Source organism: Exiguobacterium alkaliphilum, assembly GCF_018138125.1.
GTDB lineage: Bacteria > Bacillota > Bacilli > Exiguobacteriales > Exiguobacteriaceae > Exiguobacterium > Exiguobacterium alkaliphilum.
Genome location: NZ_CP073102.1, coordinates 28,809 through 52,136, shown reverse-complemented (window position 1 = coordinate 52,136; position 23,328 = coordinate 28,809). Strand labels below are relative to the sequence as shown.

The 23,328-nt window shown below is 43.8% G+C and carries 26 protein-coding genes; 15 read left to right on the top strand and 11 right to left on the bottom strand.

Translation table 11 applies throughout. The features are described from left to right. Nucleotides 1–67: 67 nt before the first annotated feature. The 5 genes from KB235_RS15265 to KB235_RS15245 are packed head-to-tail and all read left to right on the top strand — an operon-like array spanning nucleotide 68 to nucleotide 3,685. Nucleotides 68–319, top strand: a complete 252-nt coding sequence (locus KB235_RS15265) for a hypothetical protein (RefSeq protein WP_211781017.1) — start codon at nucleotides 68–70, stop codon at nucleotides 317–319. A gap of 21 nt (nucleotides 320–340) precedes the next feature. Continuing rightward, nucleotides 341–1,465, top strand: a complete 1,125-nt coding sequence (gene mobP2, locus KB235_RS15260) for a MobP2 family relaxase (RefSeq protein ID WP_211781040.1) — start codon at nucleotides 341–343, stop codon at nucleotides 1,463–1,465. Nucleotides 1,466–1,474: 9 nt separating this feature from the next. Then, nucleotides 1,475–1,924: a hypothetical protein gene (locus KB235_RS15255; RefSeq protein ID WP_211781016.1), complete on the top strand. Its 450-nt coding sequence runs from the start codon at nucleotides 1,475–1,477 to the stop codon at nucleotides 1,922–1,924. Between the two features lie 5 nt (nucleotides 1,925–1,929). Next, nucleotides 1,930–2,217 carry a hypothetical protein gene (locus KB235_RS15250; protein ID WP_211781015.1) on the top strand — a complete coding sequence of 96 codons (288 nt, stop codon included), beginning with the start codon at nucleotides 1,930–1,932 and terminating at the stop codon, nucleotides 2,215–2,217. Between the two features lie 4 nt (nucleotides 2,218–2,221). Further along, on the top strand, nucleotides 2,222–3,685 hold the full coding sequence (locus KB235_RS15245) for an ImmA/IrrE family metallo-endopeptidase (protein ID WP_211781014.1): 1,464 nt from the start codon (nucleotides 2,222–2,224) through the stop codon (nucleotides 3,683–3,685). Between the two features lie 59 nt (nucleotides 3,686–3,744). Here KB235_RS15245 and KB235_RS15240 read toward each other — a convergent pair whose 3' ends face one another. Next, entirely contained in the window at nucleotides 3,745–4,140 is a 396-nt protein-coding gene (locus KB235_RS15240; RefSeq protein WP_211781039.1) for an OsmC family protein, read from the bottom strand. A 405-nt stretch (nucleotides 4,141–4,545) separates the two neighbouring features. On the opposite strand from KB235_RS15240, the gene KB235_RS15235 reads away from it, so the two are divergent. From KB235_RS15235 to KB235_RS15225, 3 genes are all read left to right on the top strand, one after another. Beyond that, complete coding sequence (locus KB235_RS15235) at nucleotides 4,546–5,052, top strand: peroxiredoxin family protein (protein ID WP_211781013.1); 507 nt, start codon at nucleotides 4,546–4,548, stop codon at nucleotides 5,050–5,052. Nucleotides 5,053–5,160: 108 nt separating this feature from the next. After that, nucleotides 5,161–5,583, top strand: a complete 423-nt coding sequence (locus KB235_RS15230) for a hypothetical protein (RefSeq protein ID WP_211781012.1) — start codon at nucleotides 5,161–5,163, stop codon at nucleotides 5,581–5,583. After that, a complete protein-coding gene (locus KB235_RS15225) occupies nucleotides 5,546–5,917 on the top strand; it encodes a thioredoxin family protein (RefSeq protein WP_211781038.1) in 372 nt (123 codons plus the stop codon). The genes KB235_RS15230 and KB235_RS15225 overlap by 38 nt, the downstream gene beginning before the upstream one ends. 35 nt (nucleotides 5,918–5,952) lie before the next feature. On the opposite strand, the gene KB235_RS15220 is transcribed toward KB235_RS15225, so the two are convergent. Beyond that, entirely contained in the window at nucleotides 5,953–6,177 is a 225-nt protein-coding gene (locus KB235_RS15220) for a glutaredoxin family protein (protein ID WP_211781011.1), read from the bottom strand. Nucleotides 6,178–6,259: 82 nt separating this feature from the next. Between KB235_RS15220 and KB235_RS15215 the strand changes: the two genes are divergently transcribed. Beyond that, a complete protein-coding gene (locus KB235_RS15215; protein ID WP_211781010.1) occupies nucleotides 6,260–6,940 on the top strand; it encodes a Crp/Fnr family transcriptional regulator in 681 nt (226 codons plus the stop codon). A 10-nt stretch (nucleotides 6,941–6,950) separates the two neighbouring features. After that, nucleotides 6,951–7,616 carry a haloacid dehalogenase type II gene (locus KB235_RS15210; protein ID WP_211781009.1) on the top strand — a complete coding sequence of 222 codons (666 nt, stop codon included), beginning with the start codon at nucleotides 6,951–6,953 and terminating at the stop codon, nucleotides 7,614–7,616. Between the two features lie 57 nt (nucleotides 7,617–7,673). On the opposite strand, the gene KB235_RS15205 is transcribed toward KB235_RS15210, so the two are convergent. Genes KB235_RS15205 through egtB form a run of 3 tightly spaced genes read right to left on the bottom strand, consistent with a single transcriptional unit; the run spans nucleotide 7,674 to nucleotide 11,245 of the window. Beyond that, a complete protein-coding gene (locus tag KB235_RS15205) occupies nucleotides 7,674–9,017 on the bottom strand; it encodes a dihydrolipoyl dehydrogenase family protein (RefSeq protein WP_211781008.1) in 1,344 nt (447 codons plus the stop codon). A 21-nt stretch (nucleotides 9,018–9,038) separates the two neighbouring features. Continuing rightward, nucleotides 9,039–9,998 (bottom strand): L-histidine N(alpha)-methyltransferase, encoded by a 960-nt coding sequence (egtD, locus tag KB235_RS15200; protein ID WP_211781007.1) that lies wholly within the window; start codon nucleotides 9,996–9,998, stop codon nucleotides 9,039–9,041. Next, nucleotides 9,995–11,245 (bottom strand): ergothioneine biosynthesis protein EgtB, encoded by a 1,251-nt coding sequence (gene egtB / locus KB235_RS15195; RefSeq protein WP_211781006.1) that lies wholly within the window; start codon nucleotides 11,243–11,245, stop codon nucleotides 9,995–9,997. The genes egtD and egtB overlap by 4 nt, the downstream gene beginning before the upstream one ends. Before the next feature lie 351 nt (nucleotides 11,246–11,596). Between egtB and KB235_RS15190 the strand changes: the two genes are divergently transcribed. Beyond that, nucleotides 11,597–12,211, top strand: coding sequence for a flavodoxin family protein (locus KB235_RS15190; protein ID WP_211781005.1), 615 nt, complete (start codon nucleotides 11,597–11,599; stop codon nucleotides 12,209–12,211). Between the two features lie 139 nt (nucleotides 12,212–12,350). Here the strand turns inward: KB235_RS15190 and KB235_RS15185 are convergent, their stop codons facing one another. The 4 genes from KB235_RS15185 to KB235_RS15170 form a co-directional block, all read right to left on the bottom strand. After that, complete coding sequence (locus tag KB235_RS15185; protein WP_211781004.1) at nucleotides 12,351–12,959, bottom strand: helix-turn-helix domain-containing protein; 609 nt, start codon at nucleotides 12,957–12,959, stop codon at nucleotides 12,351–12,353. Between the two features lie 343 nt (nucleotides 12,960–13,302). After that, nucleotides 13,303–13,686, bottom strand: a complete 384-nt coding sequence (locus KB235_RS15180; RefSeq protein WP_211781003.1) for a hypothetical protein — start codon at nucleotides 13,684–13,686, stop codon at nucleotides 13,303–13,305. Nucleotides 13,687–13,822: 136 nt separating this feature from the next. Then, entirely contained in the window at nucleotides 13,823–14,029 is a 207-nt protein-coding gene (locus tag KB235_RS15175; protein WP_029596469.1) for a hypothetical protein, read from the bottom strand. 390 nt (nucleotides 14,030–14,419) lie between these two features. Further along, nucleotides 14,420–14,875 carry a JAB domain-containing protein gene (locus tag KB235_RS15170; protein WP_034799670.1) on the bottom strand — a complete coding sequence of 152 codons (456 nt, stop codon included), beginning with the start codon at nucleotides 14,873–14,875 and terminating at the stop codon, nucleotides 14,420–14,422. A gap of 371 nt (nucleotides 14,876–15,246) precedes the next feature. Here KB235_RS15170 and KB235_RS15165 point away from each other — a divergent pair, with 371 nt between their 5' ends. From KB235_RS15165 to KB235_RS15150, 4 genes are all read left to right on the top strand, one after another. Continuing rightward, nucleotides 15,247–15,588 (top strand): YolD-like family protein, encoded by a 342-nt coding sequence (locus KB235_RS15165; RefSeq protein ID WP_246514453.1) that lies wholly within the window; start codon nucleotides 15,247–15,249, stop codon nucleotides 15,586–15,588. Nucleotides 15,589–15,806: 218 nt separating this feature from the next. After that, nucleotides 15,807–17,783 carry a DNA methyltransferase gene (locus tag KB235_RS15160; RefSeq protein WP_211781002.1) on the top strand — a complete coding sequence of 659 codons (1,977 nt, stop codon included), beginning with the start codon at nucleotides 15,807–15,809 and terminating at the stop codon, nucleotides 17,781–17,783. Then, nucleotides 17,770–20,475, top strand: a complete 2,706-nt coding sequence (locus KB235_RS15155; RefSeq protein ID WP_211781001.1) for a DEAD/DEAH box helicase family protein — start codon at nucleotides 17,770–17,772, stop codon at nucleotides 20,473–20,475. Before KB235_RS15160 ends, KB235_RS15155 begins: the two co-directional genes overlap by 14 nt. A 180-nt stretch (nucleotides 20,476–20,655) precedes the next feature. Further along, complete coding sequence (locus KB235_RS15150) at nucleotides 20,656–21,204, top strand: recombinase family protein (RefSeq protein WP_211781000.1); 549 nt, start codon at nucleotides 20,656–20,658, stop codon at nucleotides 21,202–21,204. Nucleotides 21,205–21,308: 104 nt separating this feature from the next. Here KB235_RS15150 and lacD read toward each other — a convergent pair whose 3' ends face one another. Together lacD and KB235_RS15140 are read right to left on the bottom strand one after the other, a co-directional pair. Then, the gene (gene lacD, locus KB235_RS15145; RefSeq protein ID WP_114166634.1) at nucleotides 21,309–22,298 is read right to left on the bottom strand and encodes a tagatose-bisphosphate aldolase; all 990 of its coding nucleotides are present in this window, start codon (nucleotides 22,296–22,298) and stop codon (nucleotides 21,309–21,311) included. A gap of 17 nt (nucleotides 22,299–22,315) precedes the next feature. Continuing rightward, a complete protein-coding gene (locus KB235_RS15140) occupies nucleotides 22,316–23,251 on the bottom strand; it encodes a hexose kinase (protein ID WP_211780999.1) in 936 nt (311 codons plus the stop codon). Nucleotides 23,252–23,328: the final 77 nt, after the last annotated feature.

Genomic DNA, 23,328 nt, shown 5'->3' with positions numbered 1-23,328 from the left:
CTTATGCTCTTTGAATGAACTTTTCGAACGTTGGCAATATGTATCCTCTAGAAAGGTGGTCAGGCAAATGGATCTGTTACTCCGCGACATCGACCCCGTCATTGTGAAGCAGATTGACGAATGGGCAAAGAAACATAACCGCTCCCGACAGCAATATCTGAAAGAACTACTCGCCGCTTGGTGCGCGAACGGCATCCAATCGACACAGGTCGAGCGGCTCGAACGACAGCTCGAAGCGAACACACTCCACCTGAAACGGAGCGCGGACGAGCTCGCCGAGGTGACCCGTTTGTTGAACGAGGTGATGCAGGATGCGTGAGACGCCGGGTGTCGTCATCAAATCGAAGTTCAAGGTGCCAAGTACAAAAAGAAGTCGCGTCGGTACACGACATACCTCGACTACATCAATCGTCCAGACGCGAAAGACAGCCGCGAACAGTTCGAGACGTATCACGACTATATGGAAGACGAGACGAAATCGAGTGGTCTGTTCACTCGCGAGGAGGACCGATTGGACGACGAAAAGCGCCGCGCCGTCCGCGACATCTTCAAGCAAGCGCAAGAGAACGGGAGTATCCTCTGGCAAGACGTCATCTCGTTCGACAACACCTGGCTACGCGAGACCGGTGTGCTCCACGACGACCTCGTCGACGCGAAACGGTTGATCCAGGCGACACGGAACGCGGTCGATTCGATGCTCCAAAAAGAACAGATGGTCCATGCCTACTGGACCGGTGCCGTGCATTATAACACCGACAATATCCACGTGCATGTCGCCATCGTCGAGACGAGCCACATGCGTGAGCGCGGTAAACGAAAACCGAAATCGATTGAGCTGATGAAGTCGAAGGTCATCCATTCCCTCGCCGACCGGACGAATGAACAGGAGAAACTGAACGCGTTCATAAGAGACGAACTGGTCGCCCATAAACGGAACCGGAAAATTCCAACGCTCCCGAACCGTGTCCTGCACCCCGACCTCGTCCGTCAATTCAAGGAGATCTATGAACGTTTGCCGGAAGACAAACGTCAATGGCGTTACAACATGAACGGGATGCAGCCGCTCCGTGAATCACTCGACCGTCTGACCGACCGCTACATCGCCATTCACTTCAAAGCAGAGTTTCTGGCCTTCAACGAACGGCTCGAACAGGAAGTGTCGTTCCATCGTCGCAGCTACGGCGACACGGAGAAGGCCGAGCGGTACCGGATGACAAAGCGACAGGACCTCTACACCCGGATGGGGAACGCCATCCTCTCAGAGATGCGCGACTTGTCAAAAGAACAGGTGATATTGGAGAAAAAAGGAGCCCCAAAACATCCGGTCCGACGCGCATTCAAACAACAAAAGCTATTCAACGAATCACTGTACCGGATCGGACGGCACATGAACGACGAGTTCGAACATTTGAAGAATCAACGTGCTTTCGAACAACTGGAACGGGACATCGAATATGGAAAGTGAGGGAGGACGATGGAAGAGTTGAGACAGATCCGCCTTCGGTTGAAGCCGGAGACGGTCGTGTATTTGGAGGAGTTCGCCGACGACAAACGCTTCGGTCATCTCGGCCAGGTCATCGACCATATCGCAGAAGAACATAAACAACTAGCCAATGAGAAGTGGGATATGCAGTTCCTCACCCGCTCGATCAGTACGCAGGTTTTGCATCGTATCGAGGAGATGATGAACGAGCAAGTATCGATAGAAATCGAGCGGATCCGGCTCGCCGCGAACCGCTCCGATCGCCAAGGGCAGATCCTGACAGAGCTCCTGCAGGCGCTCATGCAGACCGAGGGCATCGAGGACATCATGACGACGGATCAGTTCAAGCCGACGTTCCTCGCGACGGCGGAACGTGTCGTCCAGGAACGCATCGAGCATCAAAAACAGAAGAAGGACACTTTAACTTTTGGGAGAGGATGAACCTTATGCGACCACTTGACCGTCCCTTCACGATGGGACAACTGTTGACGCTTCAACCGAAAACCGTCACGGTCCTCATCTATGGAAAACAGTACGACATCCCGATATCAATATCTGAGCAGCAGCTTTTAACTGCCATTGCAAAAGACGAGATCGTCTTGCTTCCCGTCAATTTCGAACGGACACGGCTGTTACTCGATATCCCGGAAACGTCACCACAACTTGAACATGAACTGAACGAATTTGTGGATAGTGATGAATCTGTCACCGACTTGTTGAAGGAAGGAGTCTGACACGATGGCCAAGATGAAGACGAACGAAGAACGGAAAGCCGATCTCGAGGCCTTGACAGAACAGATGGGAAAACAGATTGACAGCTACTTCGAGAGTCCGGAGAAAATTCGGGAACATCTCCAGTTTCTCGGCAAGTTTCATCAGTACTCGATGCGAAACGCGATCTTGATCGAGTCCCAATTCCCCGGAGCAGTCGCGGTCGGCTCTTATCTGTTCTGGGAGAAGCAAGGCGCACAGGTTCAAAAAGGTGAACGTGGCATCAAAGTATTCGTCCCAAGTCCAGTGACGTACGCCCTGCATAAAGATGAGTGGGTGCCGCTCAGCAAGGCATCGAAGCCAATCAAGGACGGCGTGAAGCAAGGACGCATCCCGTCACGCAAGATGATGTACTTCAAAATCGGTCACGTGTTCGAGTACACGCAGACCGACGCGCGCGAAAAAGGAATCGAGGTCTCGGACATTTTCAAACGGTATCACCGGGACGGCGGGATTGAGAACGAACAAGACATCCGTGACGCCTTAACGACGCTCGCGGATGCCCGGAATGTGACGCTATTGGAGGAACCGCTCGATGAGATCGGGACTGCGAAGGGTTGTTACTATCCGGAGCTACATGCGATCGCCTTGAACCCGCGGAACACATCGATTGAGGACGTCAACGTCCTGATTCACGAACTCGCCCACGCAGAGCTACACAACCAAGAGCGGAACTTTGAGCGGAACAAACCACTCACGGCACCCGAGAAGGAGTTCCAAGCCGAGATGGTCGCCTATGTCGTCTCACATCAGCTCGGGTTCCCGACGGACGACTTCTCGCTCTCCTATCTGGCCGGTTGGACGAAAGACAAGGAACTCCTCGACAAGGAACAACTGTTGCAGGAAGTCCACCAGACATCCGCAGCTTTCCTCGATCACATCGAGTCTCATCTCGAGAAAGCTCACACCTTGGAGCAGGAGAAAGAACAGACGCCACTCGAATATCTTAAACAACTGGACCGACGCATGGGATGGAAAGACGTCGACCTCAGTCTCTATGAACGATTGCATGCATTACAAAACGTGTTTCCAGAAGAAGTAGAACCTTACTTGAACGCAAAAGCGGCCCTCGAGACGAACCTGAAGGTGGATCGTGTCGATGAGCCGCTCATGTATATTCATGATAAAGGGTTCGGGTTCCAGTCATTCGGTGTCGCCAACAATCATGACTTCAGTGAAGATGCACTCGTCGCCTATACTGTCGCACTACCCAACCAGCTGTTGATCAGCGGTCACTTCGATCCCGAGAGGACCGTTCACCCATTACATGACCTTGAAAAAAACAATCGATTAGAGAACCCAATTTTAAGGTCTCTTGAGGAGCGTTGGCATGATGTCCTGCTCGTTGAAGAAAAAAAAGTCGCTTTCAAAAACAATAAAATTCGTCACCGAACGACAATTGTAGACTATTCCAGACAATGTTCTCTATAAATAAAGATTGTTTTAAAAAAAGGGAGAGACTTCGTTCGAAGTCTCTCCCTGCTTGTTATTTAAGCCTTTGACCAGTTGGCGACCATTTCCACATCCGCTGCCACCATAGTGGTATAGATCGGACAACGAGCGTCTACTATCTTTTGAAGTTCTTGTACACGTGCTTCTGTTTCACTAGTGCTTACCTTGGCATCCACAGTGATTTTTTGGAAATACGGACGGATTCCTTCTTCCCCCATCATTCCTCTTGGATCAATGTCGCCTTTCACTTCGAACTCAATCCCTTGTAAGTCAAAATCGATTTCCTTCGCCACAAAGTTTGCAATCGCATTCTCACAACCTGTCAACGAAATCAAAAGTGTTGCCAACGGATTTGCACCTTGATCAGTACCTCCCATATTCTTTGGCTCATCAATAATTACTTCATGATTGTGAGAAATCCCTTCTGTGTACATCCCTTTAGATACTGCTCTGATTTGTTCGACCACGTTAAACCACTCCTAAACTTAAATTAAAATCAATACCACCATTTGATATTGACCGTACCTTATCATGTTGATAATTAGTACTTCAATTAGAAAGTTTATAAGTGTAATCTATCTTACATTATGAATTTGATTAGAAAGAGATTTAGCATATGAAAAAGGAAAAGTAGACCCTATGTAGTTACGAAAATAAACACTTAGGCACCACAAACAAACGATATAAAATTAGATTTACTATTTTTGTGCAACGCCTCGAGCCTCGAAAGATCCTTTCGAAGAGGTAAGAAGCATGTGTGATTCAGCTTACTTTTTTTATGTCAGTACATATGTTATATTTTTAAATGGATAATCTATTCAGTAAAGGGGTGCTTTATAATGGCAAGTTCACTTGAATTGTTAAACAAAACTCCAGAGATAACTCTCTCTCGAGTCACAGGGGGAGACTTCTCCTTGAAAGACTCGATGTCCCAAAGCACTGATTGGCATTTAATCATTTTCTTCCGTGGTTCTTGGTGTTCGGTCTGTGTCCAAGACTTAAAAGAGCTAGAAAGTCAACACGGGTACTTTCAGAAGAAAGGAATTCGACTCGTAACAATTTCGACTGATCGCATAGAAGATTTGAAAAAAATGGTGGAAGATAATGCGCTCAGTTTCCCTGTTCTCCATGATGATTCACTTCAATCGTTAAGCGATTACGGAGTGAAGTATCATGGCCCCGATGCTCCATATAACGACCACGGCGAGCATGGGGAACCGGCCTACTTCCTCATCGACGAGAACGGCCGCCTGTTGTATCAACAGATCCAGACGAGCCCATTCGGCCGTCCGACCGCGACCGAGCTCCGGAAAATCGTCCAGTACATCAAAAAGAATCTCAAATGACGAGATGGCGCCGATCCGGCGTCTTTTTTTACGATTGTAAGACCGGTTACAGAAATATGAAACAATTCGCTATACACTTATTATATTAAACCTAAAGGAGTGAGGAAAATGAAACGATATGTAATAAACGGCGTGATCGGTGGAGTGATCGGCGGAATTTTGTTCGGGCTATTCATGCAGATGATGGGCATGATTGGCATGATTGCGGGCATGGTCGGCAGTGAGAGCCTCGTCGTCGGTTGGATCGTCCATATGATGATCAGCGTCATCTTCGGGGTCACGTTCGGACTCGGGCATTTGGTCATCTCGAACCTTTGGACGCTCGCCGTCTTGTTCGGCATCGGTATCTGGATCGTTGGACCGCTCGTCGTCATGCCGCTCATGATGGGCATGGGGACGAACCTTGCGAACGCGTTCGCCCCGGATCAATTGATGAGCCTCGTCACGCATCTATTCTTCTCATTCGTCTTAGCCATCGTCTTCAAACTACGCACTGAAAAACAAGTCGCACCGAAAGCGGCAATACGCTAATGGGGGAACACAGATGAACATCACAACAGAACAACAATTCGAACAACTCGTCTCATCGAAGGACCATACGATCGTCAAATTCTACACGGACTGGTGCCCGGACTGCAGACGGCTCGACGCCTTCATGCCGGATGTCACCTCGACACTCGGTGATGTGCCGCTCCATACGCTCAATAAGGACGAGCTGCCCGCCCTCTCCGAACGTGAGCAAGTGATGGGTATCCCGAGCCTGCTCGTGTATAAGAACGGTGAAAAGATTGGACATCTTCATAGTGCGAATGCGAAGACGCCAGGGGAAGTCACCGAGTTCTTGGCCGCATTCGTCACATCATGACAAAAGGGAGCCCTGTCGCTCCCTTTTTGACCTGTTCATTTAATCAACTCCAGCTCGTCCCATAACGCTTGTCCGGTGAAGACGCGCGCCCCGTCGACGAGCGCCGGCGTCACGAACTCACCGTTTAGACGCAGCAGCTCCTCGACATAACGGGGCTCCTCGAATAGGTTCTTCTCAATGAACGGGATGGCCAATTCGTTCAGGCGTTGCTTGGCCCGATGGCAACGTGAACAGCCGTCGATCGTGTACAGTTGAAGCATGGGACTCCCCCCTTTTCTTCATTATATAGTTTACAATCTAAGGAGACGGTAAGACAGATTACTAAAAAGTGAGGTGACACCGATGGACAAATTAACATTGCTCTCGCACATCAGTTTGTTCGACGAGCTACCGATGCAAGAGTTGAAAGTGATTGACGCGATGAGCCAGATGCGCCCGGTCAAAAAAGGGAAGATCATCGTCTCACCAGATGCCCCGATCCCGGCGCTGTTCTTGTTGAAAGAAGGCCAGGTCCGACTCTACCGGATGAACCAACACGGCAAGCAGTTCACCGTCGATATTTTGACGAGCGGCAACATCTTCGGCGAGACGGCGACGCTCTCGTTGACCGATGACGACTTGTACGCCGAGGCGATGACCGACACGTACTTGTGTACGATCGGAGTCGATGAGTTCGAGCAGTTGATCGAGAAGAGTCCGAAAATCGCCTTGAAGCTGATCAATATCCTCTCTGAGCGGCTGAAAGACTTATACGCGCTCAGTGAAAAGATTGCCTTGACCGACGTGAAGTACCGAATCCTCTACCTTTTGCTCAAACTGAGCGAGAAGAGCGGGGTGCGAAAGAAAGACTGGCAGACAATCAACATCAAACTGACCCATGCCGATATCGCGGCCATGGTCGGGACGACACGCGAGACGACCAGCGTCATCATGTCTAACTTGAAGAAAGAAGGGTATATCAAAAAGGGACTGCGCCTATCGATTCACGCCGACAAAGTGAAGCAGGCGCTAGACGACCTTTAGGAGGGATTCGATGAAACCGACGATTCAAGCGTTCGTGTTCGATGTATACGGGACGCTGTTCGACGTCCATTCGGTCAAGGCGGCGTGTGACGAACAGTTCCCTGGAAAAGGTGACCAAATCAGTCAAATATGGCGGACGAAACAACTCGAATATTTCTTTATTCGTCAGATTTCGGGCCGTTATGAAGACTTCTCCGACGTCACGCGCGACGCGCTCCGGTACGCCTTGTCGGCGGCCGAAGTGACATGGACGACCGAGACCGAAGACGCGTTGATTGCCACCTATGCGGAGCTGTCTCCGTACGAAGAGGTCGAAGACGTGTTGAAACAACTGCAAGACAAACAGACGGTCGTGTTGTCGAACGGGACCGCTGATATGCTTGAGCAATTGATCGCGAACGCGTCGTTCACCGAGTTGTTCGACGAACTCGTCAGTATCGACGGGGTCAAACAATACAAGCCATCTCCGGCCGCCTACATGCATTGGTTCAAAACGACCGACTTGAAACGAGACGAGGTGCTGTTCATGTCCTCGAACGGGTGGGACATCATCGGTGCCAAAAACTTTGGCTTCCGGACAGCCTGGATCAATCGGGATGGCAAGCCGATTGAAGCGATGGATGTGCGACCAGATGCGATCTATGACGACTTGACCGGGATTTTGGAATCGATTTGACAGTCAAGATGACAGATAAAAAGAGAAAACGACCAACAAATTGGTTGTTTTCTCTTTTTATAGCATATAGGCGATGTCGGAAGATGAAGTAGGATACGCAAAAACCATTCGTTTGACTTCTTTAACCGATAGTTTGAATCGAATCGCCATCGCCAATACGTTGATTAGTTCATCCGCTCCACTACCGATGACATGCGCCCCAAGAATCACATCTTCTTCTTCGTCAATGATCACTTTGAACGCCGCCACTTTCTCATTCATTCGTTTATACGTATACCAGTCGGTCGTTTCTTTATAATTGATTGTCACATTTCTTCCCGAAGCTTTCGCTTCGAGTTCACTCATTCCTACTCTAGCGAGTTTGGGAATTGTAAAAACAATCGTCGGCGTAACGATTTCCTCTAATTTCTTGTGATTACCTTTTAATAAATTCGATGCTACAAGATGAGACTCCCTGCTCGCCATTGGAGTCAAAGGAAGAGACATTGTTGCTGCTACATCTCCTGCCGCATACACCCGTGGATTGGTGACGCTTTGAAGGTATTCGTTGACAATCACGCCCTCGCTTCCCCATCCTACGCTCCCTCTCTCAAGCTCCATATCAAGCGCTGGTTCTCGACCGGCACCGTGCACGATGAGATCAGTTGTCCATCTCTCTTCTTGGTCCGCACGAATCGTTCTAATATTGAATTCATTGTCACTTCGTTCAATTTCTGCCACTTTTGTATCCAAATGCACGTTCACGCCGATTTCTTCCGACGCCTTTACTAGCAAGTCGACCAAGTCTGAGTCGAACTGCCCGAGTGGAGATTCTCCTTTGTGAAAAATATGGACTTCTGAACCTGCTCTCGCAGCAATATGAGCGAACTCAAACGAGATATATCCACCTCCTACGAACGCAATCCGTTTTGGCAAGTCTTCAATTTCTAAGAAATGATCGCTATGAAGAAGTAACTCTTCTCCCTTAATGCCTAACTGCATCGGTTTAGCTCCTGTAGCCAGTAGGATGTGTTTCCCCTCAAGAATTACATCTCCGACCTGGATCATTGATTCGCTCACAAATGTAGCTTTTCCAAAGAACGTATCAATCCCTCGTCTCTTTAACCCTTGTTCCCGCTTTTCAGGCACAGGAATAGTAAAAGAACGCTTAAATTCCAATAAGGTAGCCCAGTCTATCGAGAAATCCCCACTGAAGCCATGTCCGTCCATACGTCGACTCCAATCAATCAACTCAGCCACCCCGACCAGTACTTTTTTTGGGTCGCATCCACGTAAGGCACACGTTCCTCCGTAAGGTAACTCATCGATAATCGCGACTTTCCAGCCTGCTTGTCTACATTTTGTAGCAGCGACAGAACCACCAGATCCGGTTCCAACCACAATCAAATCATACTGCTTCATAGCGCTCGCACCCCGCTTCTTCTATTGATGGACCACTTCCATTATACAAACACTGAAGTAGTTCAACTCGTCCGAGATAACACGTTTCAATTGAAGTCCACTTTTCACACTCATTGTTTCAATATCGTTCATATCGAATTTATATGAATTCTCTGTGTGAATCGTCTCCCCCTCTTCAAACGTGATTATTTCTCCAGCAAGTTCTACTGTCTGGTCAATCATACTTTGAAGATGCATCTCAATCCTTCCAGCCTTATCATTGTAAAATGACACGTGCTCGAAAGTCGTCTCATCAATTCTGCATCCATACTCACGATTGATACGCGTTAATAAATTTTTATTGAACGCTGACGTCACACCAGACGAATCATTATATGCGGCCTCGATGATTAATCGCTCTTTTTTTCGATCTACTCCGATGATCAATAAGTCACCATTCGAAAGGTGCGTCCGAATGTGACGAAGAAAATCAACGGCAGCTGCAGGCTCAAAATTACCAATCGTTGAACCAGGGAAGAAGACGACTGTCCGTTCTGTATCGAGCTTCGGAATCTCAAACGATTTTGTGTAGTCTGCGCTAACCCCTGCCATATCGATGTGCGGGTAATCTTGACTCAACTTTCGTACCGTCTCCATTAAAAAATCTGTTGAGATATCAATTGGCACATAGGCTTTAATCGCATTCATTTCATCGAGTAAAATTTTCGTTTTGGTGCTACTTCCACTTCCCAGCTCGACTAACGTCGTCGGTCGATCAAAAAATAGGCGAAGTGTATCAACCGAAGACCTTAGAATTTCCGTCTCTGTTCTCGTTTGATAGTATTCGGGAAGACGTGTGATGTCTTCGAACAATCGTGACCCTGTTTCGTCGTATAGGAATTTAGATGAGATTGTTTTAGGGTGACGTATCAACCCTGCCACCAACTCCGTCACTGGCGCTTGCCATTGTACGGTAATTTCATTGCCTAGGCGTCGATTCATACGTTGTCCGCCAATCTGATACCACTGAATTGCCAACGCATATGAGGATAAAAGAAGTTACGGTAAGTCGCTCGGATATGTGTACGAGGCGTGACACAAGCCCCACCTTTTAAGACGATCTGATTCGACATGAATTTCGCATTGTACTCTCCAAGAGCACCTTCAAGTGGTTTGCTTCGCGGATACGACATATATGGACTCTGTGTCCACTCCCACACGTCTCCGAATGCTTTCATGAACTTGTTGCTTTCATACTGAGAATCCGGATGGAAATAGCCGTCCTCCATGAACTGCCCTTCTGTCGGAAGGTCCCCAAGCGCCACTTCCCATTCTTGCTCCGTGGGAAGTCGATAGCCGGCCCACCTCGCATAAGCGTCCGCTTCATAAAAGCTCACATGACATACCGGAGCGGATGGGTCGAGCGGTTGAAGTCCGTTCAATGTAAAAGTACTCCATTCCGCATCGTCTTGCTGCCAATAGGCGGGTGCCTCTATTTTGTTTTCTTTCACGAAATTCCAACCGTCCGACAACCAGAATTCTGCTTTCTTATAACCACCGGCTTCAATAAATAACTGGTATTCCGCATTGGTCACTGGACGATTGGCCAATTTGAATGGATGTAGATAGATTTTATGTCGTGGCCGTTCATTATCGAAAGAGAAGCCCGCATCATCATGCCCGATCTCAGCCATCCCCCCGTCAAACGTATGGAACTCGAGCACCGGTGCTTGCCCACGTTCCCGAACAGTTACTCGATTGAAGACGGGACGGATAGGGTTAAATGAAAAATTATAAAGAATATCCATGAGAATGAGTTCCTGATGCTGTTGCTCATGTTGAAGTCCAATCTCGACCAATTCAAAAACTTCTCCTTGCAACTTATCATTCTTAAAAAGCAACTCCATCTGAGCATCAACATGTCGACGATATGACAATGTCTCGGAAACGGTTGGTCTTGATATGTTTCCCCGCTTCGCCTGTGGATGCGGCTTACCGACCGACTCATAGTAAGAGTTGAACAGATGAAAAAAGGTTGAATCAAAAGGAATGTAATCTTCAATGTATTCTTTCAAAACAAATTGTTCGAAGAACCATGTAGTATGCGCCAAATGCCATTTTGTAGGACTGACGAACGAAGAGCCTTGAATGACAAAATCTTCGGTTTCCATGTTTGACACTAGATTCATCGTAGCGGTACGTACCGAGTTAAATTTTTCAATCAAATGTTGTTGGGTTGAGATCGACATGACGCTTCACTTCCTTTTCAGAGGATATAGAACTTTTTCTTTCTTTTTAGATTACCCGTTCTATCTGTAAATGAATGTAAGAGAGCTAACACTTTTTTTCTTTGCTCACATGATAAAATTTGCTTGTTCAAAACAGAAGAGTGTGACTACCATCTAATCGTCCTCGATAGGTGAGGACACATGTTATATTCACCTAAATTTCGGGTAGCATAATCATGTAGTCTTGAAACGCAGGATGAACAGATGATTTGGCATGATCATCATCTTCCAAAATAAATTAGAATTCGTGTCAAAACTGGAAAACAGTGAAGGGATTTGTGAAGTCTAAACATCATGGAAGGGGAATGTTACATGAAAGCACTATTTTTGAACTGTTCGCTAAAAGGCGGGGACACGATTTCGCATACGGAAGGCTTGATGAAAGACATCATCCCCCACTTTGACAAACTAGGTGTCGATTCCGAAATCGTTCGCGTCGTCGACTATAACGTTGCGTTCGGTGTGACGGAAGATGAGGGTGACGGTGACGAATGGCCAAGCATTTTCGAAAAGGTGAAGGCTGCTGATATCCTCGTTATCGGGACACCGCTTTGGCTCGGGGAGAAGAGTAGCATCGCCACTCAAGTCATCGAACGGTTATACGGTGGGAGCGGCTTGAAAAATGAACACGGTCAAGCCATCTACTATAATAAAGTCGGCGGAGTCGTCGTGACGGGGAACGAAGACGGGGCAAAGCACGCCTGCGCCTCGGTTCTTTATGGTCTTTCCCATATTGGTTTCACCGTCCCACCGAATGTCGATGCATACTGGGTCGGAGAAGCTGGTCCAGGCGAATCGTATCTCGACGCCGGTCGCGAAAACGCCTTCACCAAAAAGAATGGACGCTTTTTGGCCTACAACCTCTACCATTTTGCGAAAATGTTAAAGGAGCATCCGGTTCCAGTCGAAGGAAACATCATGCCTTAATCAATATAATCGGGTGAATGTAGCCTTCAATTGACTAAATACTTAGATATGTGATGTTAAACCTCTATCTGTATTTTATATTGTGTATCGACCATGTCGAAAGAGCAGTCTCGAAACAGGAGAGACTGCTCTTTCGTTTTTATTTATTCCGTCCTTTCACTTTATCGATCCGAATTTTCTCGATCAACGCGTGGATGATCTGTTCATCTCTTCCACCGAAATCTTTGTTGAAAGGGACTCGCTCTCCTTCGAACATGAAATAACCAAGTAGGTAAGGGACTCGCGGTGTTGCATGACCCCACGTGTGCTTCGAGCAACGTTCCCACACCTCGACTTCGAACTCTTTTGAATAGCGCATATGCTCGACAGCAGCTTTGACCGCTGATTTCTTCAGGACAAAGTAGTCCTCGAAGACGAATTTACCGAGCAACTCGTACCACATCTCCTCGCGGGCTCGCTCTTTGATCGCTTCTACATCGACTTCCACGTGATACGGGGCCTCTTCTTCATTCTTGACGACATCTCGTGAATCTCCTGTCATCGACTCTGGATACAGCTCCCATCCTTCAGGCATCCGTTCTTTGATGAACTGTTCGAGCGCCTCCTCACTAATCCGATAGCCTTTTTTACGCGACTCGAGCGGTTCTGCCTGGATCACGCCTTTTCGTACCCAGTTGCGGACCGTCTCCTTGTGGGTCGTGAGCTTGTTCTTTGATAAGATTTCAAATGCTTCGTCAATCGTATACATAATAGACCTCCCTTTAACACAATGATGGTTTTATTAAATAATACTATATTCATTGTATTAAAGTAAGCTAATTTCTGAACGGAATCCGAGTTGATCAGAAAAAAACGAATAGCTTACAAACAAAAACACCATTCGACCGAATGGTGTTCCTCGCGTGACGTGAGACACGCCCACGTTTTTGGTTTTGACCTTGCTCTTACGCTCCGTGCCTCCCGTCAGAAAGGGCCAGGAACATAGAGATGCGGCGTTGAGCCAGCAGATCTTGTTATCGGACCGTCAGGGAGGCAGCGGTGCGATGAGCGACTTCGCCTCCTGGCGTTAGACGCTCACGCATGAGCCCGGATCACCATTCCTTCTCCCATGCCCCGTCCTCAGACACGCCCCAATCCTCGAAGCGATACTTGATGAACCAATGGACATGCATCACCTCATACTCGAATACACCCTTGGATAGCTCTGAGACGACGAAGCTCACGTCTCCATCCGCCACCACCCATGTCCCGTATAGATACACTTTCTTGATCGGACGCTCTTCTGCATCCAGATAGATCAGCACCCGGAAGTAAGGCGAGTTCCGTCCTTCATCGAACCGGACGACCTTCTCGACGCAATGTTCCCTATCGACGACACGCATCCACTCGGGACGCACCATCAGTTCCGAGAACACGGTCTGGACGAACGGATCCAATTCTTCGAACGCATAGTCATCAAGCAGCCCCTCGTCCATCACGTCTCACCCTTTCCGGTCCTCTATAGAACGATTCCCCGTAAAAAGCCAGTTCAGTCCTTGTTCATGAACCTACAGAAATGAAGACTTTTAAAAATTGTATACACATCTACATGTATACAATGATTCCTTTTTCTTATGTACGACGATTCCGTCGAATCATATTGGTATTGAAGAAGACGGTGAGGTGGGTCAAGCGTTCTCCTTCCTTCACATCACAAAGAAGATCCATGCTCACAAGTTTTAAGTCGTCAAAATCTTCTTGAAGCCGGTCAGGAAGGCGTCGAAGCAATACCTCCGTCATCTCGTCCATCGTCTGTTGATCTAGTTGGTAGCTGTCCATCTGAATCATCCTCTCCTGTTGATAACCTCATGATACCTCGCATCTAAGCAGGCAACATCTCGCCTAATTTCACGTAAGCCCTGGTGTTGTTTCAAACAAGCCCTAGGGCTTGTTTCGAAAACATGGTCATTTTCAATAAACAAACCGTGTTTTCACTTCTGCTATTTCATCAAACAATCTTCTTACGAGACAGACCAAAACAACGTCCAATCTTCATACACGAACCATCTCGTTTTCGTTATGCGAAAACGGACCTTTTCCGGATCCCGCTCTATGGATCCAGGCGAGAGCAACGCGAGTCGCCCATCCTGTCAAAGAAAAACGCACGTTTTTCGTCCTTGCCATTACCGGACGGACCGGGACCGGTCCCCCGGCCCCACTCCATTCCATTCAACCCATATAACCTCGCTGTTTCATGCTGACATACGACTCGTCCGCACCGAGGATAAGATGGTCGAGCACCGGGATGCCGATGAGGTCCCCCGCTTCATGTAACCGTTCGGAGACGAGGATGTCCTCCCGGCTCGGGGTCGGGTCCCCGCTCGGGTGCTGGTGACAGACAATGAGACACGAGGCGTTGTTCAAGATGGCGCATTTGAAGACCTCCCGTGGATGGACGACGCTCGAGTTGACGCTCCCGACGTGCGCCCGATGGACGCCGATGACCCGGTTTTTGGTATTCAACATGATGACAAGGAATACTTCACGGTCGTCGTCCCCGATGAATGATGACCCGATTTGTCGGGCGCTGTCCGGCGAATGGATGATGGCGTGCTCGAGCGCGACCATTTCCTCGCGAACCTCTTGTTTGATACGGATGACCTCGATGATGGCGGATAGTTCCATGATGGTTTGTCCCCTTTCGGATAAGCTGACCTCAGAACGAACACCGTTGTGCGTCCTGTTGACGGGAACGCAGCGAGCGTCGGGAGACGGTGCAAGGGCGACCGCAGGGAGAGCCTCAAAAAAATGCGTAGAGCAAACGGAGGTCCAGGCTTCCGGAGCCAACGAGCGAAAAGCCTTGCTTTGAGCCTAAAGCGAAGGAAGACGGGCCGGAGGGCGCGTCATTTTTTTGACGTCCCTTGCACCGACGACCAGCGAGCTAGAGTACGGAAACAGGACGCACGGATCACCAATTACGAAAAAGGCTATTCAAACGGAGTAAATCGGGTATAAAATAGGAACAAACGTTCGTTTTATTGAGAGGGGTAATTATTATGACGATGTATCGCGACCGGGGTGAGCTGAAATGGATTCCATTCCTCATGCCTGAGCACAAGGCGTTATTGACGAAGTACTATAAGGAGATCCAGAAGATTGAGATGCCTGATGTCGATGAACAGGTCCTATCGGTCTATGAGAATGTGCTGAATGACGCGATCTTCAGCGGAGATATGGTGGAGGTGAAGTATGTGGAGGAGCGGGAGATAAAACGATTCAAGGGATTTGTGCACCGGACGAACTACATGGAGCGGACCGTCGAACTGGCCAATCAGCGGGACGGAATCATCCATGTGCCATTCGAGGCGATCATTCACGTGGAACAATCGATGGACTAACGCCCTGGCGGTTGTTCGAAGTCTGCGTCACGAAACGAAGTGTCGCTCCTCGACTTTTAAACACTCTATGAAAAATAAGCCTAAATCCTCTTCCCTTTCTGTAAATTTTTATAGAGAGGATTTTTTTACATAAGGTATTTTCTATTTATGTACTTTCAACACTTATGACTTTCAGTCAAATGTTATACTAAAAGAAAATATTAAAAGGAATGAATATAATGGGAAAAATCGAACCTAAAATTTTTGATGAATTGAAAGTAGCATTATCTAGTTTTAAGGGAAAATACTTTGTCGGAGAAGAATTAAATCGTTCTAAACTAACTGATGATCTAAGAAATTATAATGAAGAGCTTATCAAAAAACTTTTCGAAATAGAATTCATCAAGAAACATTTTATAAAAGAAGTCGCAGGGCAAAGCTTGTTTCAAATTGAACAACTTGAAGAAGCAATTCTTTACAATGATTATTGGGATACGAGCTACACTAAATATGAAAATCGCGTCGGATTGGCTTCTAAAAGAAAATTCTTACAAGATAGTCAAGATATAGTTTTAGACTTTCCTTTCAAAGATGGAGTTCTTACGGCCTCTATGACAAAAGAAGATCGTGAAGAAGGCTACGATGAAGCTTTTTTAAATGAAGTCATTGAAAAAGATGAAATAGATCGTCTTTTTGACAAAAAAATCTTTGTGAATGTTAAGCGTTTTGGGACTACTTTTTCAAACGAAGAAAGTGTTTCCTTTGATAAAGAAACAGACAATTTGATGATTAAAGGAAATAATTTGTTGGCTTTACATACACTTAAAGAAATTTATACAAACAAAGTAAAACTCATTTACATAGATCCACCCTACAATACAGGTAAAGATAGTTTTGTTTATAACGATAAATTTAATCACTCTACTTGGCTAACTTTTATTAAAAATCGATTGGAAATTGCTCGAGAACTGTTAAGTGATGAGGGTGTTATTTTTGTTCATCTAGATAAGAACGAAGTGCATTACCTAGCAGTATTAATGGACGAAATATTTGGAAGAAAAAACTATGTTGAGACAATAACGGTCGTTAATAATCCTCGTGGACGAGATTACGGTGGAATAGCTAACGTAAATGAATTTATATTAGTCTATAAAAAGCATCAAGAAACAGAATTAAATTTGATTGAAGATTCAAGTAAAGTTTTCAAGTTTAAAGATTCTTTAGGAGGCTTTGACGTTCTCGAATTACGAAACAGAAATAGCGCATTTCATAAAGGTAATCGACCAAACTTACACTATCCAGTTTTTATTAATCCTAACGCTCCAGATGAAAATGGATTCTATCCTATATCAACTGAAAAAGACGAAAATCACTTTATCGAACTTTTACCGAAAAAATCAAATAGTGGGATAGAATTAGTTTGGCGTTGGGGAAAGCCTTTGTTGAGAGAGAATGCTAATATCAATGCTGTTGCCAAAAAAAATAATGATGGAACATATAGTTTGATGCAAAAATATAGAAAAAATCAAACTATGGCTCGTTCTTTATGGCAAGGAGCTGCATATAATTCCTTTGAGAAAGGTACAAACCATCTTAAAGAACTATTTGACGGAAAAAAAGTATTCTCCTTTCCAAAACCAGAAAGTATGTTGAAAACAGTTCTAGAAATCGGTTCGAAAGAGGGCGATATCGTCCTAGATTTCTTCTCTGGTTCTGGTAGTACATTGGCTACTTCGATAAAAATGAATAGACGATTTATTGGTGTGGAACAAATGGATTATGTGGAGGACGTCACGATTCCAAGATTAGAAAAAGTAATTGCAGGTGAGCAGGGCGGTATTTCAAAAGAGCTTGATTGGCATGGAGGCGGTTCATTCGTTTATGCTGAACTATTCCCAAAAAATATGGGATATCTTCAAGATATTATTCATTCAGACTCTATAGAGGCACTTAAAAGCGTATATGATCGTATGCTTCAAGTATCTGAGGCTGATGAACCAGCCGATATTGCCTTCCACGCTGACCTATCTAAAATTGATTGGTCTGAAGGGTTTGTAGAAAACAAACGTTTGTTAATTAAACTACTAGATAAAAATGGACTTTACTACAATTATTCAGAAATTGATGATAAAAATGTTCGAGATTTAATTACAGATAAAGACTATTCATTCAATAAAACGTTTTATGAGGCAGGTGAGATTCATGACAAAATCTAAAAAAATGCCAAATAACATTCGGAAATTTCCTTTAATTGAGCAAGCCGATGCAGCAGAAAAAAACCTTTTTAGTCAACATCAAGGATATGTAATTCCAGATTATATCAATCGAAACTTACGCCATACTCTTCGTTATTATCAAGATGAAGCATTTCGGAACTATCATTATACCCAATCTCATATTACTCCCAATCTGCAACACGCCCTTTTTAATATGGCGACTGGATCAGGAAAAACAGATCTTATGGCGGGGTTGATTCTGTACCTATTTCAAGAACATAAATACCAAAATTTTTTATTTACGGTAAATACGAATTCAGTACTAATGAAGACAAAAGATAACTTAGTAAATCAAACTAGTGGAAAGTATCTTTTTCAAGAAAACATTGAAATTGAAGGCAAACGGATTCATATTCGACAAGTTGAACGCTTTCCACGTGTCCCTCAAAATAATATTATCTATATTAAACTTTCTTCCGTACAGAAGGTATCGGATGATCTGTTTGTGTTAAAAGAAAACACTATGGGATTAACCGACTATGAGAATAACCCTGTTGTCATTTTGGCCGACGAAGCTCATCATTATTCAGCCAGTACAAAAGCTGAAAAAGAAGCTGAAAACACTTGGGAATCTGCCATCAATAAAATTTTAACAGCTAGAGACAACCAAGAGAAAAAGAATATATTGTTAGAGTTTACTGCAACAGTTGATTTTGATAAAGATACAATATACAACAAATATCGGGATAAAGTCGTTTACCGTTATCCATTAAACAAGTTAATGGATGATAAGTATTCTAAACAGGTTAAGCGGATTGAGACCTCCACTAGTGAAGAAGAAAAAATGTTGAATGTCGTACTGCTTTCGCAATTCCGAAAGTATCTCGCTTACGCCGAGGGTGTTACAGGAACATTTAAGCCAGTAATTATGTTCAAATCCCCAAAAGTTTCGATATCACTAGAAGCCACTAAAGTATTTAATGATCTCATTGCGAATTTAAATGCCAGTGAACTGCTAACGTTCATCAAACGTCAACAAACATTACCTGGTAACGAAAGCTCTGCACTAGAACTAGCCTATAATTTCTATTTACAAAACGAAGATGGTTTAGCAAAAATCATTCGCGAAATAAAACATGATTTCGATCCAAGGAACGTTTTAAATGCTAATGACACTAGTGGGAACATGCTTGAAAAAGGGCAATACGAGGCTTTGAACACACTTGAAAGCCCTAACAATCTTTATCGTGTAGTGTTTGCTGTTGCAAAACTTACAGAGGGGTGGGATGTACTTAATCTATATGATATTGTTCGTATCGAAAAAGAAGCTGCCACTAACAAGAATGCTACAATGGTTGAAGCTCAGTTGATTGGACGTGGAGCCAGGTATTACCCTTTTGAAATTGAAGGAAGAAAGAGTTATCAACGAAGGTATGATAATGACTTGTCCAATAAACAGCTGTTGCTAGAAACACTACACTACCATACAATGAGCGAACCCCAATATTTAAAACAATTAATAGGCTCTTTAAAACAAATGGACTTACCAACCGGTCAAGATAAGAAAAATTCCCCAATTGAGGTTAAAGTCAAACATTCATTCAAAAGAACAGATACTTACAAGACGGGCCGGATTTATTATAACCTGACTGAGAAAGTGTCGGATGAATGGTTTGACTCTATTGGGAAATATGGTATCGATCATAGGCTAGAAATTTCTCGACGCTTAAATTATGGAAGTCGAGAAGTGGCTTATAAAGCTACCATTGAAAATGTTGAAACTAAGACTGTCCATATAGAAAAATTCGATCATCGATACATTAAAAAGGCTATACAGTCTCTCGAGTTTTATCGATTTGATAATTTAAAGTTATATGTTCCTCTTTTAAAATCCATGAAAGAATTTATTTATGGAGAAAAATGGCTAAATGCATTGAACCTTAAACTATTTTTAACCGTTCCTAAAGAGTACAAAGTTACAAATATTTCGCCAAATGAATTATTGAAAGTAACTATCGAATTATTAAAAGAATATGAATCTAAATTTAAATCCGGTTACATTAAAGAGCGAGGAACTAATAATTTTGTTGGATACCCAATCAACGAGTACCTTACAAATTATAATAAGAGAATTCCAGATTATGATACCGCTAACCTTTTGCAAGAAACTACTCAAAAGATAGCAGCCTATGAAATTGATGATGAATTTTATGTATATGAAAAAGCAATCGTTAATAAGTTGGAATATGAATTGATTGAACGCATAAAATCTTATGTGACTAAACTAAAACAAAAATATAATAAAGCTGTTTATCTGTTTCGCATGGACGAAAATATGCACCGTGAATCAGTAAAAAGCGAGAAACTCAAATTACATCAGTACGGATCCCGTATTAATCGTTCTGGGGAAACAGTAGATGTACACTTACAAGGATTTCAACCTGATTTTATTTTATTCTTAGAAAATAGTGATGTTCAATTTCAAATATTTATTGAGCCAAAAGGAATGAGCGGAGATAGATTTGTTAGTGAACTATGGAAACAAGACTTGCTTCTCTATATTACAGATCATCACGCAGAAATAGAATTTGAAGATAACATAAGCAATGTACAAATTAAGGGTCTTAAATTTTATACTAAAGACGATGGCCAAAAAACTATGGTTCAACTAGAAGAAATTCTTGAACTATAAATCACCGTCTTTAAAACGAACGTTAAAAAGACATTTTTGATAGTTAGTACACATTAAAATGAAAAGGGCTATAAACAGCCCTTTTCATTTTGCCCCCATTGTCTTTTAACTTATCTTTTTATCAATGTTTGTTTTCTGTTATGATTGATGAGTAAACAAACAAATGAACGGAGGTTATTCATGACGAAAATTGGATATGCACGAGTATCAACCTTTGATCAGAACTTGGACTCGCAGCTAGATGAACTTAAGAAAGCCGGTTGTACTAAAATCTTTCAAGAGAAGGCCTCCAGTGTAAAAAAGAGACCAGAATTTGAGAAGTGCTTAGATTATTTACGAGAAGGTGATACCCTGGTCGTCTGGAAGCTAGATCGGTTGGGGAGAACCACAAAGAAGCTTCTTGAATTGATTGATGATTTGAAAGATCGCGGAATCAATCTTCAAATCATTACGTTAGGGGTCGATACTTCTACGGCTGCCGGCCGACTATTCTTCACCATGATGGCTGGATTGGCAGAAATGGAACGTGAGCTGATTCGCGAACGTACAAACGCTGGACTTCAGGCTGCCCGAGCCAGAGGAAGAATGGGTGGAAGAAAACCGATTGATGAACAGGTCATGGCCAGAGCCATAATGATGTATGAAGCAAGAATGACAGTCGAGGATATTACCAAAACTCTAGATATCTCAAGATCAACTTTTTACAAGTACTTAAAAACCCTCAAGTGATTGTTTTTAAGTACTTGTATGTCTAGATACTTCTTTTAGCCATATTGAAAAATGGTAAAAGCAGAGTAATATCATATACTCTGCTTTACTCAATGAGTTTTTAATTAAATATTTTCTACTTTATCAAACCATGGACTTGCTGTTTCTTTTAAAACGGCATTAAGTTCTTCGATGTTTTGTCTGCCTTCTGATCTTAGCCATTCTCGGCCATCTTGTTCACCTTTTTCACCGAAAACATTAACACCATTCTTCCAGGTTGCTCGTCCGCATAATACACCATTAAAGGTAGATCCCGCCTCTTTTGCAAATGTTAATGTATCTTGGAATAACTGCGCTGAAACACCCGCACTTAAAAAGATGAATGGTAACGTCGTAGCATCACTTTGTTCTTTAAATAATTGAAGCGCTTCTTCCCTAGAATGGATAACTTCATCTCCATATCCTTCTACGAATTTCATATTAACAGGAACCTCGACTTTCAGGACGTCCACTTTGTATTGTGGTTTTGAGAATTCCTTCATTGCATCAATCACTTTATGAGGTTTCACCTTGGCATATTCTTTTCCTTTTACATCATCGTTATTGACATCATAAGTCACAATTTCTAAAAAGAAGGGGATTTCTTCAGCCTCACATTCTGAACCAATTCGCTCCATATATACATGTTTATACTCATTAATTTTTTCTTCTTCATCTACATCATAGTAGAGTAAAAATTTAATAGCATCGGCACCAATGTCTTTTAGCCGTTTAACAGACCATTCCTCCAATAAATCAGGCAGGCGTCCTGGCTCTGATGCATCATAGCCTGTTTTTTCATAAGCCATGATGAGTCCGGCATCTTGATGTCTTATTTTCGAAGCGGGTAAGCCATATTCAGGATCAAGTAAGATCGATGAAGCAAAAGGTGTCAGTTCCTCCGATACCATTTTTTTATACGTAATGATTCCTTCATCTCCAATCTCCTGATCACTTGCATTAGCAATCATTTTCTTAAGAGATCCACGTTGGTCAATCGCAAGTGCCCCGATTACTCCGTTTTCATTTGATAATCGTTTCAATGCTTCTAATTTATTCTTTTTTAATGATAGCATAGTAGTAGTCTCCCTTTTTAGTAGATTTCGTTTATCTCAACTAAATTAAAATAGTGCATAAAGTGGTTCAGATTAACGCTTCCGGTCCCAGCTTCTATTGTGTTCAGCATCCCTGCCGTCATCGAGGTTTTGATGGCGGTTTCAATGGGTTCCCCTCTATTTAAAGAAACAGCTAACCCCGCAACTGTCGCATCACCTGATCCTACTGGATTTACCACATTAATTTTTGGTATACTTGCGTTATAGAATCGATCCTTATATTTAACAAAAGCACCTTTACTTCCCATTGAAACCATCACGCATTCAATATCGTTAAATAATTCATGCGATAATACTTCTTTTAAGAGATTTCTATCATTATTGACCTCTTTCCCAATAAGCTGAGACAATTCAGTATGGTTTGGTTTAATGGCAAAGGGCTTTTCCTTATGAAGAAGTACTTGTTTTAAGGATTCTCCCGAGGAGTCAAGTATCACAGGAACGTCTTTTTTATGACTGATGACTAGCATTTGATGGTAGAAATCATCGGGTAACCCTTTTGGCAGACTTCCTGAAATCGTAACAAATGAGGTCTTTGATAATAGACCTTCAAATTTATCTAAAAATGCTTTGCCTTCTTTTAGGGATAGGGTTGGACCCGATTCGAGGATCTCTGTTTGCATTCCTTCGTGAAGAATGGCAATACAATTTCGTGATTCTTTTTCAGTCTTTAAAAAGTCATTTTTAATACCAGCTTTTTTTAATTCTTGGTTGATAAAATCACCAAGGGTGCCGCCAATAACACCAGTAGCCAGAACATCTTCTTCTAATTGTGAAATAACCCGTGTAACATTTAATCCCTTTCCGCCTGCGGTTTTACTCACATGTTCTATTCTATTAATCTCATTTAATTTAAATTGTTTAAGAGGGTAAGAAATATCAACTGAGGGATTCATTGTGACTGATAAAATCATTTCACTGCCTCTTTCTCGTGTTTTTTCTTTTTTTAGCTCTGTTTATGATGAATGTTGATAAATTGCCTTTGGTCCAT